This window comes from Streptomyces sp. NPDC025833 (assembly GCF_055558055.1).
The window spans coordinates 127800-142681 of sequence record NZ_JBVHNF010000007.1; the positions used below are offsets into that span (position 1 = coordinate 127800).

A 14882-nucleotide genomic window follows, 5' to 3' on the forward strand; every position below is an offset into this window, starting at 1 on the left:
CGTGAGCCGCGGGGCGGGGGGCGTGAGCCGCCGGGTGGACGACGAGGCCCGGGACGTCCGGTCCCGGGCCTCGTGAAGCGGGCGGTGCCTCAGCCGACGACCGTCCAGGTGTCCCCGCCCGCCAGCAGCGCGGCCAGGTCGCCCTTGCCGCGCTGTGCGACGGCGGCGTCGAGCTGGTCGGTCATCTGGGAGTCGTAGACGGGCCGCTCGACCGAGCGGAATACCCCGACCGGGGTGTGGTGCAGGGTGTCCGGGTCGGCCAGCCGGGACAGGGCGAACGCGGTGGTGGGGGACGCGGCGTGGGCGTCGTGCACCAGGATGTCCGCCTCGTTCTCCGGGGTCACCGTGACCACCTCCAGGTCACCGGTCCGCCGGTCGCGCACGACCCCTCGCGCGCCGTCCGTGCCGAAGCGGATCGGCTGCCCGTGCTCCAGCCGGATCAGCGCCTCCTCGGCGCGCTGCCGGTCCTTCAGCGCGTCGAAGGCGCCGTCGTTGAAGATGTTGCAGTTCTGGTAGATCTCGATCAGCGCCGTGCCCGGGTGATCGGCGGCCGCGCGCAGCACCTCGGTCAGGTGCTTGCGGTCGGAGTCGATCGTGCGCGCGACGAAGGACGCCTCCGCGCCGAGCGCCAGCGACACCGGGTTGAACGGCGCGTCCAGCGAGCCCATCGGCGTCGACTTGGTGATCTTGCCGACCTCGGACGTCGGCGAGTACTGCCCCTTGGTCAGGCCGTAGATCCGGTTGTTGAACAGCAGGATCTTCAGGTTGACGTTGCGGCGCAGGGCGTGGATCAGGTGGTTGCCGCCGATGGACAGGGCGTCGCCGTCCCCGGTGACCACCCACACGCTCAGGTCCCGGCGGGAGGACGCCAGCCCGGTGGCGATGGCCGGGGCGCGGCCGTGGATGGAGTGCATCCCGTAGGTGTTCATGTAGTACGGGAAGCGGGACGAGCAGCCGATGCCGGAGACGAAGACGATGTTCTCGCGCGCCAGGCCCAGCTCGGGCATGAAGCCCTGCACGGCCGCGAGGATCGCGTAGTCGCCGCAGCCGGGGCACCAGCGGACCTCCTGGTCCGACTTGAAGTCCTTCATCGACTGTCTGGCCTCGGCCTTGGGGACCAGTTGCAGCAGCCCGTTGGTCGTGTCAGTCATCGATGGCCTCCTTCAGCGCCGCGGCGAGCTGCTCCGCCTTGAACGGCATGCCGTTGACCTGGTTGTAGGAGTGGGCGTCGACCAGGTACTTCGCCCGGACGAGGGTGGCGAGCTGCCCGAGGTTCATCTCGGGGATGACCACCTTGTCGTAGCTCTTCAGGACCGCGCCGAGGTTGCGCGGGAAGGGGTTGAGGTGGCGCAGGTGGGCCTGGGCGATCGGCTCGCCGGCCGTGCGCAGCCGCCGTACCGCCGCCGTGATCGGGCCGTAGGTGGAGCCCCAGCCGAGGACCAGGGTCCGCGCGCCGTGCGGGTCGTCGACCTCCACGTCCGGTACGTCGATGCCGTCGATCTTGGCCTGGCGGGTGCGGACCATGAAGTCGTGGTTGGCCGGGTCGTAGGAGATGTTGCCCGTGCCGTCCTGCTTCTCGATGCCGCCGATGCGGTGCTCCAGGCCCGGGGTGCCCGGGACCGCCCACGGCCGGGCCAGGGTCCGCGGGTCCCGCTTGTACGGCTGGAAGACCTCGGTGCCGTCCGCGAGCGTGTGGTTGGGGCCGGAGGCGAACTCGACCCGCAGGTCCGGCAGCTCCTCCAGGTCGGGGATGCGCCACGGCTCGGAGCCGTTGGCCAGGTAGCCGTCGGAGAGCAGCATCACCGGCGTGCGGTACGCCAGCGCGATCCGGGCCGCCTCCAGCGCCGCGTCGAAGCAGTCCCCCGGGGTGCGGGGCGCGACGATCGGCACCGGCGCCTCGCCGTTGCGGCCGAACATCGCCTGGAGCAGGTCCGCCTGCTCGGTCTTGGTCGGCAGGCCGGTGGACGGGCCGCCGCGCTGGATGTCCACCACGAGCAGCGGCAGCTCCAGCGACACCGCGAGACCGATCGTCTCGCTCTTCAGCGCCACGCCCGGGCCGGACGTCGTCGTCACCGCGAGCGAGCCGCCGAAGGCCGCGCCGAGCGCCGCGCCGATGCCCGCGATCTCGTCCTCGGCCTGGAAGGTGCGCACGCCGAAGTTCTTGTGCTTGCTCAGCTCGTGCAGGATGTCCGAGGCCGGGGTGATCGGGTAAGAGCCCAGGAACAGCGGCAGCTCGGCCTGCCGGGACGCCGCGACCAGGCCGTAGGCCAGGGCCAGGTTCCCGGAGATGTTCCGGTAGGTGCCCACCGGGAAGGCCCGGGCGGCCGGGGCGACCTCGTAGGAGACCGCGAAGTCCTCGGTGGTCTCGCCGAAGTTCCAGCCCGCGCGGAACGCCGCGATGTTGGCCTCCGCGATGTCCGGCTTCTTCGCGAACTTCGTTCTCAGGAACCTCTCGGTGCCCTCGGTGGGCCGGTGGTACATCCAGCTCAGCAGGCCCAGCGCGAACATGTTCTTGCTGCGCTCGGCCTCCTTGCGGGAGAGGTCGAACTCCTTCAGCGCCTCGACGGTGAGCGTGGTGAGCGGCACCGGGTGCAGGTGGTAGCCGTCGAGCGAGCCGTCCTCCAGCGGCGAGCCGCCGTACCCCACCTTCTGCAGGGCGCGCTTGGTGAACTCGTCGGTGTTGACGATGATCTCGGCGCCGCGCGGCAGGTCGCCGATGTTGGCCTTCAGGGCGGCCGGGTTCATCGCGACCAGCACGTTGGGCGCGTCCCCGGGGGTGAGGATGTCGTGGTCGGCGAAGTGGAGCTGGAAGGACGAGACGCCGGGCAGGGTGCCGGCGGGTGCGCGGATCTCGGCGGGGAAGTTGGGAAGGGTGGAGAGGTCGTTGCCGAAGGAAGCGGTCTCCGAGGTGAACCGGTCCCCGGTGAGCTGCATGCCGTCACCCGAGTCCCCCGCGAACCGGATGATCACCCGGTCCAGGCGCCGCACGTCCTTCGCGCCGCCCGGTTTGCGCTGCTCTCCCACGACGGTTTCGTCGGTCTGCTCCGCTGGGCTGCTGACCTGGCTGGTCACTGAACTTGACCTCCTTCGAGGCGGCTGTCCGGGGTTTGGTCGTCCCGCGGACCATCCCAGGATCAACCCTACGTCGGTTAGGGTCGCCTTCCCGAGTCCGTCCGTTCATCGGACGATTTTCGAGACGGCCTGTCGCGCTGACTTCACATCATGTCCCGCATCGCCGGACCGCCCCTCGAGACGCTCCCCGCGCGTTCACAGGTTCTCTCCTCCGGCTGCCGTCCGGGTCCCCCGGTCAACCCCTACGGGGGCCGGCCGGGCTTCTCCCCGGGTACCCCGCTCCCCTCGGCCGGCCGGAGCCGGTGCGACGCCGACACGGCCGCCGCTAGGAGTTCAGGTAGGTGAGAACGGCCAGAACCCGCCGGTGGTCCCCGTCGCTCGGCGTCAGGCCGAGCTTCAGGAAGATGTTGCTGACGTGCTTCTCCACGGCGCCGTCGCTGACCACGAGCTGCCGGGCGATCGCCGAGTTCGTCCGGCCCTCCGCCATCAGCCCGAGGACCTCGCGCTCCCGGGGCGTGAGCGCCGTCAGCACGTCCTGCTTGCGGCTGCGGCCGAGCAGCTGGGCGACCACCTCGGGGTCCAGCGCCGTACCGCCGTCGGCGACCCGCACCACCGCGTCGACGAACTCCCGCACGTCCGCCACCCGGTCCTTGAGCAGGTAGCCGACGCCCCGGCTGGAACCGGCCAGCAGCTCGGTGGCGTAGCGCTCCTCCACGTACTGCGAGAGCACCAGCACACCGAGCCGGGGATGCACCCGGCGCAGGGTGACGGCCGCCCGGACGCCCTCGTCGGTGTGGGTCGGGGGCATCCGTACGTCCGCCACGACCACGTCGGGCAGCTCGCCCCGGCCGTCCAGGTCGTCGATCGTCTTCAGCAGCGCGTCCGCGTCGCCGACTCCGGCCACGACGTCGTGTCCGCGGTCGGTCAGCAGCCGGGTCAGGCCCTCCCTGAGCAGCACTGAATCCTCGGCGATGACCACCCGCACCCTGTCCTCCACGATCTTCCGGTCCCCCACAGCCCGATGCCGCGGCCCCGTCCGTCACGCACGCGCGAGCGGTGTCGCGCGTGCGGGACGTGCGGTCCGCGGCGTCCCCGTCGTCCGTGACGTGTGCCCGTCCGTGACGTCCTACGGAGATCAGCATTCCAGGAATCGGCCCGGCCCGCCGCCCCACCGGGGGAAAGTAGGGGGGCGGTCAGGGGCGCCGGCCGCGATCCCGTACGGGGAGCGGTGAGGGGCGCGCGGCGGGTCACCCCCACTGCGGCACGGCCCGCACGGCCCGTACGGCGGTGCGGACGGGCCTCGTACGGCGGTCGGCGCCGGGACCGACCCGGCCGCCGTGCGGGCGGCCGGGCGGGGGCACCGGGCGGCGGGCCGGTGGCGGCGTCAGGCGCCCGTGCGCCAGGGCAGCTCCGCGATCACCCGGGTGGGGCCGCCGGCCGGGGAGCGCACCACGAGGACGCCGTCCACCGCGTCCAGGCGCGCCGCCAGACCGGCGAGACCGGAGCCGTGGGTGACGTCCGCACCGCCCACGCCGTCGTCGGTCACCTGCACCATCAGCCGGTCCTCCACGCGCCAGACGTCCACCGAGGCGGTCCGGGCCCGGCTGTGCTTGCTGATGTTCTGGAGCAGCTCGGAGACGGTGAAGTAGGCGATGCCCTCGATGGCGGGCGCCGGGCGGCCCGGCAGGTCCACCGAGACCGTCACCGGCACCGTGCAGCGGGAGGCGATCGCGGACAGGGCCGCGTCCAGGCCGCGGTCGGTGAGCACGGCCGGGTGGATGCCGCGGGCGAGGTCGCGCAGCTCCTGGAGGGCCGTCTTCACCTCGCCGTGCGCCTCCGCCACCATCCGCGCCGCCGTGTCGGGGTCCTCCCGCAGCTTCTCCTTCGCCAGCCCCAGGTCCATCGCCAGGCTGACCAGCCGGGCCTGCGCGCCGTCGTGCAGGTCGCGCTCGATGCGGCGCAGGTCGGCGGCGGCCGTGTCGACCACGGCCCCCCGGTCCGTCTCCAGCTCCTCCACCCGCGCCGACAGCGGCGACGGGCCGAGCAGCCCGCGGACCATCAGACCGTCCACGCTGGTCAGGCCCCGTACGAGCCACGGCGTGAGCAGCGTGAGGACCAGCCCGACCAGCGCGGTGACCGTGATCTCGAAGGGGTTGTCGAGGTAGAAGTTGTGGTGGCCGTCCCCGTACAGCTGGATCCCGCCGTTCCCGACGTACGCCGGGAACACCCACTGCCACAGCGGATACGTCAGCAGCCCCCAGCCGGCCGTCCAGAAGGTCACCACCACCGAGAAGGTGAACACCGCCCACGGGAAGTGCGCCAGCGCGTATACCGCGTGCCGCCAGGAGGAGCCGTTCTTGAGCAGCGCGCCCATCCAGGCCGCCGCGCCCGGCTTGCGCGGCCGCAGCGGCTCCGGGTCGGCCACCCGCACACCGAGCAGCCTGCGCGCCCGCCCCCGCTCCAGCGCGCCGAACCCCCGGCAGCCGGCCAGCGCCACCGCCAGCACCGGGATGCCGAGGAAGGTCACCAGCAGGCCCGCGCCGAGGGCGACCATCGACACCGTCCAGCTGAACAGCAGCACGGAGATCGGCAGGCTCAGCAGCACGTAGCCGAACCGCCGCCAGGAGCGTCCCTCGAACGGCGCCCGCAGGACGGCGGGCAGCCGGTGGCCGGTCCCGGCCGCGTGCCCCTGCCCTCGCCCGTACCCGTCTCCGTACTCCATGGCCATCGGATGCCGTCCTGTCCTCGTCGCCGTGTGCGTCGTCGCCGCTGCCGTCCCCGCCGTGGGAGGGGCGCCTCAGCCGTACCTCCAGAGTCCTCCGCGCCGGGTCCGCGGACCATGGAGGTCGTCGGCGTCTCGAACGGGGGGTTTTCCCCACCCCGGCCCCCCGGCGGTCCACCGGAGTGCCGGCGCCCCACGCGCGCGCGTGCCCGTGCCCGTGCCCATTCGGCCCGCACGCGCGTGCCCGTGCCAATTCCGGCCCCACGCGCGTGTGCGTGACGCCTCGGTCCCACGCGCGTGCGTGGAGCCGAGGCGTCGGAGGTGGCGGGGGCGGGCCGCGGCGTGGGAAGCCGTGGCGCCGGCGGTCACCCCTCGCGGTTCCGCCACGGCAGCTCCGCGGTGACCACCGTGGGGCCGCCGTCCGGGGAGTCGACCACGAACAGGCCGTCCACCGCCCCCAGCCGGTCCGCCAGCCCCCGTATGCCGCTGCCCTTGTCCAGCCGGGCACCGCCCCGCCCGTCGTCCCGTACCTGGAGCATCAGCCGGTCGTCCGTGCGCCACACCTCCACCGAGGCGGTACGGGCCGCGCTGTGCTTGCTGACGTTCTGGAGCAGCTCCGAGACGGTGAAGTAGGCGATGCCCTCGATGGCGGCCGCCGGGCGGGCCGGCAGGTCCACCGTCACCGTCACCGGCACCGTGCAGCGGGAGGCGACCGAGGAGAGGGCCGCGTCCAGGCCGCGGTCGGTGAGCACGGCCGGGTGGATGCCCCGGGCGAGGTCGCGCAGCTCCTGGAGGGCCAGCTTCACCTCGCCGTGCGCCTCCGCCACCATGGCCGCCGCCGTGTCGGGGTCCTCCAGCAGCTTCTCCTTGGCCAGACCGAGCCCCATCGCCAGGTTGACCAGCCTCGCCTGCGCCCCGTCGTGCAGGTCGCGCTCGATCCGGCGCAGGTCGGCGGCGGCCGTGTCGACCACGATCCCGCGGTCGGACTCCAGCTCGGCGATACGGCGCTCCAGCTCGTCCGAGGGCGACAGCAGCGCCCGCACCATCGCCCGGTCCACGTTCGCCAGGCCCCGCGCCAGGTACGGCAGCACCGGCCACAGCACGAACAGCGACACCAGCACGGTGCAGAAGGTCAGGATGCCCCAGGGCAGCCGGATCGCGTCGTACAGCAGGGTGCGCCAGCCCACCGGGTCCTTCACCGCCATCATCAGGCGCTGCACCGGCCCCCCGCTCCTGGCGAGCGGCAGCGGTGTCGGCTCCTCCACCCGCACCCCGAGCAGCCTCCGGGCCCGGCCCCGCTCCAGCTTCCCGAGCTGCCGGGCGCCCAGCAGGCTGAGGGCGAGCAGCGGGAGCCCGACGACGGTGACGGTCAGCGCGCCGCCGAGGGCCAGCGAGGTGATCGCGTAGACGAACCCGAACACCGCCACCGGCATGTTCAGCAGGAGATGCGCGATCTCCTTCCAGGTGTGCGCGTCGAAGGCCGGACGGGGCGGAGGCGGCCGGCCGGTGCCGTCGCGTCCGTCGCGTGCGTCTGAGCCGCCGGTCCGGTCGGCGGTGGGGCTGGGAGCGGTCATGCTGATCAGCCTGCCGTGCGCGGCACCCCCGACGCCATGCGGTACGCCGCCCTCCGCCGCCGGGGGAAAACCCCACCCACGCCGGTCCGGCCCGTCCCACGGTGTGACGGGCTGCTTACCGGCTCTTTATCAGGGCCTAGACTCCGGTGCGTACAGATCCTCGAATCGCGGTGCATCACAGAGTTCACTCGGGTCAAGAGGTCAGGGAGCGAGGGCGGACGGTGCGAGAGACGTTGGGGGACTCGACGGTCGCCGCGGCGCACGTCGTCGCGGCCGGATATTTCCGGTCCTACTCGGTGGTCGGACTGCTCGCCCTCATCGGCGTGCTGTTCGTCGCGGTCGCCTTCGGCGCCGGACGCCTGCTGCGCCCGGTCGTGCCCACACCGGAGAAACTCCTGACCTACGAGTGCGGCGTCGACCCCGTCGGCGAGGGCTGGGCCCACACCCAGGTCCGCTACTACGTCTACGCCTTCCTCTACGTGATCTTCGCGGTCGACTCGATCTTCCTGTTCCCCTGGGCGACGGTCTTCGCCGCCCCCGGCTACGGCGCGACGACCCTCGTGGAGATGTTCATCTTCCTCGGCTTCCTCACCGTGGGCCTGCTGTACGCATACAAGAAGGGCGTCCTGGCATGGACGTGACCCCGGATCCCGTTTACCTGCCGGAGCCCAAGCGGCTCGGCGCCCTGGCGCGGCTCGCTCCCGAGCCGATGAAGGTGGTCCTGAACTGGGGCCGCCGCTACTCGCTGTGGGTGTTCAACTTCGGCCTCGCCTGCTGCGCGATCGAGTTCATCGCCGCGTCGATGGCCCGCCACGACTTCATCCGGCTCGGCGTCATCCCGTTCGCGCCCGGCCCCCGCCAGGCCGACCTGATGGTGGTGTCGGGCACGGTCACGGACAAGATGGCCCCGGCCGTCAAGCGCCTGTACGAGCAGATGCCCGAGCCGAAGTACGTCATCTCCTTCGGCGCCTGCTCCAACTGCGGCGGCCCCTACTGGGACTCGTACTCCGTCACCAAGGGCGTCGACCAGATCATCCCGGTGGACGTGTACGTCCCCGGCTGCCCGCCCCGTCCCGAGGCGCTGCTCCAGGGCATCCTCAAGCTCCAGGAGAAGATCGCCCGGGAGTCGCTGGGGGAGCGGTACGCCACCTCCGCCCGGCCGTCGGCCGCCGCCCTGCAGAGCGGCCTGGTGCGGCCCCCGGCCCCGGCGCCCGCCGCCGGACCGTCCGAGGGGGACGCCCGATGAACACGGCCGGCTGGCTGCCCGCGCCCGCCGAGGAACTCTTCGGCCCGGACGCCACGGCCGAGGAGTCGTACGACCTCCTGACCGTGGACGTGCCGCCGTCCGCCTGGCTCACCGCCCTGGAGACGGCCCGTACGACGCTGTCCTGCACCTACTTCGACTGGCTGAGCGCGGTCGACGAGCCCGGCACCGGCTTCCGGATCGCGGCCCACGTGGTCGCGCTGCACCCGGTCCGCCGCCTCCTCGTGCGCACGACGGTGCCGCACGAGGCCCCCGCCCTGCCCTCCGCGGTCGGTGTCTACGCGGGCGCCGCCTGGCACGAGCGCGAGACCCACGAGATGTTCGGCGTCGCCTTCGAGGGCCACCCCGGGCTGGACCACCTGCTGCTCCCGGAGAACTTCGAGGGCCACCCGCTGCGCAAGGACTTCGTCCTCGCCGCCCGCGTCGCCAAGGCGTGGCCCGGCGCGAAGGAGCCGGGGGAGTCCGAGCACGGCGGCCCGAAGCGCCGGCAGATGCTGCCTCCCGGCGTCCCCGACCCGAACGAGTGGGGCCCCCTCAGGGGCCAGCTCCCCCCGGCCCCGGCCCGCCCGGCCCGGGCGGCGGCGGGACGCGCCGCGGGCGACCGTCCCGCGCGAGCGGCCGGCGACCGCCCGGTACGGCGCACGCGTTCGGCCGCGGAGGGCTCGGCCGGCCAGGCGGCGCCGGCCGCCGCCCCGGAGGCGGCCGGAACACCGGACGCCCAGCCGGGTGCCGGTGCTGGTGCCGGTACCGGTGCCGGTGCGCCCGTCCGGCCCCGCCGGACGCGCAGTGCGAGCGAGGGCTCGGTGAGCCAGGCGTCGGTACCGGACACGGACACGGCGGCGGGCCCTGCGGCGGGCCCGGCCGCACGGGAGGCGGACGTGGACGCGGCGACGCGCAAGCAGGACGCGGCCGAGGGCGACGCCACCCGGGCCGCGGCGGCAGGACCGGCGGAGGGACCGGCCGCCGAGGCATCGGTGGCCCACGAGCCCGGCCCGGCACCCTCGCCCGCCCGGCCCCGCCGCGCCCGCAGCGCCTCGGAAGGCTCGGCCTCCCAGCGGCCCGGGGCCACCGGGCCCGCCGAACCGGCCCCGGCTGCCGCGGAGGCGTCCCCGGAGCCGGGACCGGATGAGGCGGGGGCGCCGGGGGCGTCGGGGGAGCCGGAAGGCCCCGCCCGCCCGCCCGGCCGCCGGAGCACGGCCCCGCGCAGCTCGGACGCGCCGTGGCACCACGCCCGCCCGGCCTTCGACGAGCCGCAACGGACGCACGAGCCGGGACCGGCGCCCGAGCCGGAATCGGCGCCCGAGTCGCACCGGACGCCCGACCCGGACCGGGCAACTGACCCCGACCGGGCAACTGACCCGGAGCCGCGTGAGGCACCCGAGCCGGAGCGGGCCGCGCAGGAGCGGCCGGCGCCCGACTCGACGTCCGAGCCGGAACCGTCACCCGAACCGGAGGCCGGCCGGTCACCCGAACCGGACCCCGGCCAGTCACCCGAACCGGACCCCGGCCGGTCACCCGAACCCCGCTCCGGGCAGGCACCCGGCCCTGAACCGTCACCCGGCCCCGGCCAGGTGCGCGCCCCCGAGCCCCGCCCCGAGGGAGACGGGGCCACCGGCGCCCCCGCCCCGCCCGACACCCCCGAAGATCCCGACTCCACAGGAGGCCCGCGGTGAACGACGCACTCGACGTCGCCCTGCGACTCCTGGCCGTCTTCGTCGTCTTCCTCACCTTCCCGCTGATCGTCGGCCAGACCGAGCACAAGGTGATGGCCCACATGCAGGGCCGCCTCGGCCCGATGTACGCGGGCGGCTTCCACGGCTGGGCGCAGCTCATCGCCGACGGCGTGAAGTTCGCGCAGAAGGAGGACGTGGTGCCGGCGGGCGCCGACCGCCGCGTCTTCCAGCTCGCCCCCGCCGTGGCCCTGCTGCCGTACCTCCTCGTCCTGCTCGCCGTCCCGATCGGCCCGGGCGAGGGCGCCGTCGGCCAGGTCCTCGACGCGGGCGTGTTCTTCGTGCTCGCGGTGATGGGCGTCGGTGTACTCGGCTCGCTGATGGCCGGCTGGGCCAGCGCCAACAAGTTCTCCCTGCTGGGCGGCCTGCGCACGGCCGCGCAGCTGCTCGCCTACGAACTCCCCATGCTGCTGGCGGCGGCCTCGGTCGCCATGGCGGCCGGCACGGTCTCGCTGCCCGGCATCCTGGACGCCTTCCACTGGTGGTGGGTGCCGTGGCAGGTCGTCGGCGCGGTCGTCTTCTTCGTCGCCGGGCTCGCCGAGCTGCAACGCCCGCCGTTCGACATGCCGGTCGCCGACTCCGAGATCATCTTCGGCGCCTACACCGAGTACACCGGCCTGCGGTTCGCCCTGTTCCTGCTCGCCGAGTACGCCGGCATCGTCGTCCTGTGCGGCCTGACCACCGTCCTCTTCCTTGGCGGCTGGCACGGCCCGTGGGGCGCCGACGGCCTCGGCTGGGTCTGGACCCTGCTGAAGACCGCGGTCCTCGCCTTCCTGATCATCTGGCTCCGCGTGACCTACCCGCGGCTGCGCGAGGACCAGTTGCAGAAGCTGTCCTGGACCCTGCTCGTCCCCCTCTCCCTCGCCCAGATCGCCCTCACCGGCATCGTCAAGGTGGTGATCTCCTAGTGGCCCCCATCCCCGGCTCCGGGCTCGCCAAGGGCCTCGCCGTCACCCTGCGCACGATGACGCGGAAGACCGTCACCGAGCAGTACCCGGACGCCCTGCCCGAGCTGCCGCCCCGCACCCGCGGCGTCATCGGGCTGTTCGAGGAGAACTGCACGGTGTGCATGCTCTGCGCCCGCGAGTGCCCCGACTGGTGCATCTACATCGACTCCCACAAGGAGACCGTCCCGCCCGCCGCTCCCGGCGGCCGGGAGCGCAGCCGCAACGTCCTCGACCGGTTCGCGATCGACTTCTCCCTCTGCATGTACTGCGGTATCTGCATCGAGGTCTGCCCCTTCGACGCGCTGTTCTGGTCGCCCGAGTTCGAGTACGCCGAGACCGACATCCGCGAACTCACCCACGAGCGGGACAAGCTCCGCGAGTGGATGTGGACCGTGCCGGCCCCGCCCGCCCTCGACCCCGCCGCCGAGGAGCCCAAGGAGATCGCTGCGGCCCGCAAGACCGCCGAGAAGCTGGCCGCCGCCCAGGCCGAACCGCAGGAGGGCGGGTCGTGACCCTCGCCGCAACCCTGAGCCTCGCCGGGGCCCGGCACGGCTTCCTGTCCCCGACCGGGGTGGAGATCGCCTTCCTCCTCGTCGGCCTGGTCACCCTCGGCGCCGCCCTCGTGACGGTCACCACCCGGCAGCTCGTGCACGCCGCCCTCTGGCTCGTGGTGGCCCTCGGCGGTCTCGCCGTGGAGTACCTGCTGCTGACCGCCGAGTTCATCGCCTGGGTACAGGTGCTGATCTACGTCGGCTCCGTCGTCGTCCTCCTGCTGTTCGGCCTGATGCTGACCAGGGCGCCCATCGGCCGCTCCCCGGACGCCGACTCCGGCAACCGCTGGGCGGCCCTCGCCGTCGCGGTCGCCGCGGCCGCCGCCCTGGTGTGGGTGGTCGTGGACGCCTTCCGCACCACCTGGATCGACCTGACAGGCCCGGCCGCGGGCAGCACGCGGGTCACCGGTACCAGCCTGTTCCGGCACTGGGTGCTGCCCTTCGAGGCGCTGTCCGTGCTGCTCCTCGCGGCACTGGTCGGCGCGATCGTCCTGTCCCGCAAGGCCGCCGCGGGCACGGACACCGGCCCCGCGGACCCCACCGCGACGCGGCACCCGGCCAACGCCCCCGCGGACCCCACCGCGACCCGGGCCCCGGCGGACGCCCCCGCCGACACCGCCCCCGCGGCCACCGGGAAGGAAGGCGCCCGCTGATGCACCTCGCCTACCCCGCCGTCCTGTCCGCCCTCCTGTTCTGCACCGGCCTGTACGGCGTCCTCGCCCGCCGGAACGCGATCCTGGTCCTCATGTCGGTCGAGCTGATGCTCAACGCCGTCAACCTCAACCTGGTCGCCTTCGACGTCTGGCTCAGCCGGGCCGCGAAGGAGACCCTGCACTCCGGCCAGGCCCTGACGCTGTTCACCATCGCCATCGCCGCCGCCGAGATCGGCATCGGCCTGGCGATCGTGCTCGCCGTGCACCGCAACCGCGGCACCTCCGACATCGACAAGCTCCGCGACACCGCCGAGGGCCCCGCCGGTCCCGAGGGCCCCGGCACCTCCGCGGCCGAGAAGGCTGAGGCCTCCGCGTGACCACGACCACCCTCGCCGTACTCGTCCCCCTCCTGCCGTTCCTCGGCGCGGCGGCCGGGCTGCTGCTGGGCCGCACCGCCCCCGGCTTCGTCCGCCCGCTCGCCGTGCTGCCGCCGCTGGCCTCCCTGGTGCTGGCCGCGCTGGTCGCCGCGCGCCAGGGCGGCGGCGCGGCCGTCGACTCCCACACCGAGCTGACGCCCACCGGGTCCGTCCCCATCGAGCTGGCCCTGCGCATCGACGGCTTCGCCGCCCTCGTCGCCGTCCTGGTCGCGTTCGTCGCGACCTGCGTGCAGATCTACTCGACCGGCTACCTGCGCGACGACCCGCGCTACCCGTCGTACGCGGCGCTCGTCTCCCTGTTCACCTCCGCGATGCTCCTCGTCGTCTACTCCGGCGACCTGATCGTGCTGCTGGTCGGCTGGGAGGTCATGGGCATCTGCTCGTACTTCCTGGTCGGCCACTACTGGGAGACGCCCGAGGCCCGCGCCGCCTCCCTGAAGGCGTTCCTGGTCACCAAGCTCGGCGACGTGCCGTTCCTGATCGGCCTGTTCGCGCTCGCCACCGACGCCGGATCGTTCCGCATCACCCGCGTCCTCGGCGCCGTCGCCGGCGGCGGCCTCGACCACCCCACGCCGATCGCGCTGCTGCTCCTCGCGGGCGTCGCGGGCAAGTCGGCGCAGTTCCCGCTGCACACCTGGCTCCCGGACGCGATGGCGGGCCCGACGCCCGTCTCGGCACTGATCCACGCCGCGACGATGGTCGCCGCCGGTGTCTACTTCGTCGCCCGCCTCCTCCCGGTCTTCGAGGCGTCCCGGGCCGCGATGGTGGTCCTCGCCGTCATGGCCGCCGTGACCATGGCCGGCTCCGGACTCGCCGCGCTCGCCCAGGACGACATCAAACGCGTCCTCGCCTACTCGACGATCGGCCAGCTCGGCTACATGACCGGCGCCCTCGCCGTCGGCGACCGCGGGGCCGCCGTCTTCCACCTCCTGTCCCACGGCGCCTTCAAGGCGCTGCTGTTCCTCGCGGCCGGCGTGGTCATCCACGCCGCCGGGACCAACTCGCTGGCCGCCATGTCGCGCATGCACGGCCTGCGCGACCGCGTCCCGGACGCCTACTGGACGATGACCGTGGCGCTCCTCGCGCTCGCCGCCGTCCCGCCGTTCAGCGGGTTCTTCTCCAAGGAGTCCGTCCTCGGCGCCGCCGAACACGCCTCCGGCGGCCACACCGCGCACGTCCCCGGCGCCGCCGGCTGGATCGTCCTCGTCGCCGGCCTGGTCACCGCCCTGCTGACCGCCGCGTACGCGGCCCGGCTGTGGCTGCTGGCCTTCCGCGGCCGGGGCGCCGAGGCACCCGACCACGGCCGCCAGCCGCTGACCATGAACGTGGTGCTCTGGGTCCTGGCCGTCCCGTCCCTCGCCTTCGGCGGGCTCGCCTACCGCTCGCTGCCCGGCTGGTTCGACGGCCGCGACCTGGCCCCCACCCCGCTCACCTCCATCCTCGGCACGGGCCTCGCCGTGGTCGGCGGACTGCTCGCCTACGGCGCCTGGCAGCGCACCGCCGCGCTCGCCGCCCGCACCCCGCTGGGCGCCGTCGCCGCCCACCCCGAGGCCGACGCCGGTCTGGTCGAGGCCGAGGCCATCGCCACCCACCGGCCCGCCTACGGAGACATCGCCCACGCCCCCGACCCGGCGGACCCCGGACGGCTGCTGCTCGGCCCGCTGCACCGCCACGCGGCCGCAGGCTTCCACCTGGACGCCGTCTACACGGCGCTGCTCGTCCGCCCGGTCCAGGCCGGAGCCCGTCTCGTCCGGTTCCTCGACCGCGAGGTCGTCGACACCTACGTGCGCGCCGCCGCCGCCGCGCCCCGGCTGCTCGGCACCGCCGTACGGCGCGCGCAGACCGGCAACGTGCAGACCTATGTGAGCGCGCTGCTCGCCGGCACCGTCGTCCTGGCGGTCGCCGTCCTCCTCGTCGCCACGGGAGCGTGAG

General features: G+C 73.8%; 13 protein-coding genes. 8 read left to right on the forward strand and 5 right to left on the reverse strand.

Annotation, left to right across the window (positions count from 1 at the left end; genetic code table 11):
* Positions 1–89: 89 nt before the first annotated feature.
* The 5 genes from ACZ4K2_RS13975 to ACZ4K2_RS13995 all read right to left on the reverse strand — a co-directional run bounded on the left by ACZ4K2_RS13975 (position 90) and on the right by ACZ4K2_RS13995 (position 7368).
* Positions 90–1151, reverse strand: a complete 1062-nt coding sequence (locus ACZ4K2_RS13975; protein WP_467476847.1) for a 2-oxoacid:ferredoxin oxidoreductase subunit beta — start codon at positions 1149–1151, stop codon at positions 90–92.
* Positions 1144–3072, reverse strand: coding sequence for a 2-oxoacid:acceptor oxidoreductase subunit alpha (locus ACZ4K2_RS13980; protein ID WP_467476849.1), 1929 nt, complete (start codon positions 3070–3072; stop codon positions 1144–1146). Before ACZ4K2_RS13980 ends, ACZ4K2_RS13975 begins: the two co-directional genes overlap by 8 nt.
* Positions 3073–3397: 325 nt before the next feature.
* Positions 3398–4057, reverse strand: coding sequence for a LuxR C-terminal-related transcriptional regulator (locus tag ACZ4K2_RS13985; RefSeq protein WP_467477020.1), 660 nt, complete (start codon positions 4055–4057; stop codon positions 3398–3400).
* A gap of 399 nt (positions 4058–4456) precedes the next feature.
* The gene (locus ACZ4K2_RS13990; RefSeq protein WP_467476851.1) at positions 4457–5800 is read right to left on the reverse strand and encodes a sensor histidine kinase; all 1344 of its coding nucleotides are present in this window, start codon (positions 5798–5800) and stop codon (positions 4457–4459) included.
* A 359-nt stretch (positions 5801–6159) separates the two neighbouring features.
* On the reverse strand, positions 6160–7368 hold the full coding sequence (locus ACZ4K2_RS13995) for a sensor histidine kinase (protein ID WP_467476853.1): 1209 nt from the start codon (positions 7366–7368) through the stop codon (positions 6160–6162).
* A gap of 221 nt (positions 7369–7589) precedes the next feature.
* On the opposite strand from ACZ4K2_RS13995, the gene ACZ4K2_RS14000 reads away from it, so the two are divergent.
* From ACZ4K2_RS14000 to ACZ4K2_RS14035, 8 genes are read left to right on the forward strand one after another with little or no spacing between them, the layout of a single operon-like run.
* The gene (locus ACZ4K2_RS14000; protein WP_467476855.1) at positions 7590–8009 is read left to right on the forward strand and encodes an NADH-quinone oxidoreductase subunit A; all 420 of its coding nucleotides are present in this window, start codon (positions 7590–7592) and stop codon (positions 8007–8009) included.
* Positions 8000–8614 (forward strand): NADH-quinone oxidoreductase subunit B, encoded by a 615-nt coding sequence (locus ACZ4K2_RS14005; RefSeq protein ID WP_467476857.1) that lies wholly within the window; start codon positions 8000–8002, stop codon positions 8612–8614. Before ACZ4K2_RS14000 ends, ACZ4K2_RS14005 begins: the two co-directional genes overlap by 10 nt.
* On the forward strand, positions 8611–10305 hold the full coding sequence (locus ACZ4K2_RS14010) for an NADH-quinone oxidoreductase subunit C (RefSeq protein ID WP_467476859.1): 1695 nt from the start codon (positions 8611–8613) through the stop codon (positions 10303–10305). Before ACZ4K2_RS14005 ends, ACZ4K2_RS14010 begins: the two co-directional genes overlap by 4 nt.
* On the forward strand, positions 10302–11270 hold the full coding sequence (locus ACZ4K2_RS14015) for a complex I subunit 1/NuoH family protein (protein ID WP_467476862.1): 969 nt from the start codon (positions 10302–10304) through the stop codon (positions 11268–11270). The genes ACZ4K2_RS14010 and ACZ4K2_RS14015 overlap by 4 nt, the downstream gene beginning before the upstream one ends.
* Positions 11270–11821: a NuoI/complex I 23 kDa subunit family protein gene (locus ACZ4K2_RS14020; RefSeq protein WP_467476865.1), complete on the forward strand. Its 552-nt coding sequence runs from the start codon at positions 11270–11272 to the stop codon at positions 11819–11821. Before ACZ4K2_RS14015 ends, ACZ4K2_RS14020 begins: the two co-directional genes overlap by 1 nt.
* Positions 11818–12513 (forward strand): NADH-quinone oxidoreductase subunit J family protein, encoded by a 696-nt coding sequence (locus ACZ4K2_RS14025; RefSeq protein ID WP_467476868.1) that lies wholly within the window; start codon positions 11818–11820, stop codon positions 12511–12513. The genes ACZ4K2_RS14020 and ACZ4K2_RS14025 overlap by 4 nt, the downstream gene beginning before the upstream one ends.
* Positions 12513–12890, forward strand: a complete 378-nt coding sequence (nuoK, locus tag ACZ4K2_RS14030; RefSeq protein WP_467476869.1) for an NADH-quinone oxidoreductase subunit NuoK — start codon at positions 12513–12515, stop codon at positions 12888–12890. Before ACZ4K2_RS14025 ends, nuoK begins: the two co-directional genes overlap by 1 nt.
* Positions 12887–14881, forward strand: coding sequence for an NADH-quinone oxidoreductase subunit 5 family protein (locus ACZ4K2_RS14035; protein ID WP_467476870.1), 1995 nt, complete (start codon positions 12887–12889; stop codon positions 14879–14881). The genes nuoK and ACZ4K2_RS14035 overlap by 4 nt, the downstream gene beginning before the upstream one ends.
* Position 14882: the final 1 nt, after the last annotated feature.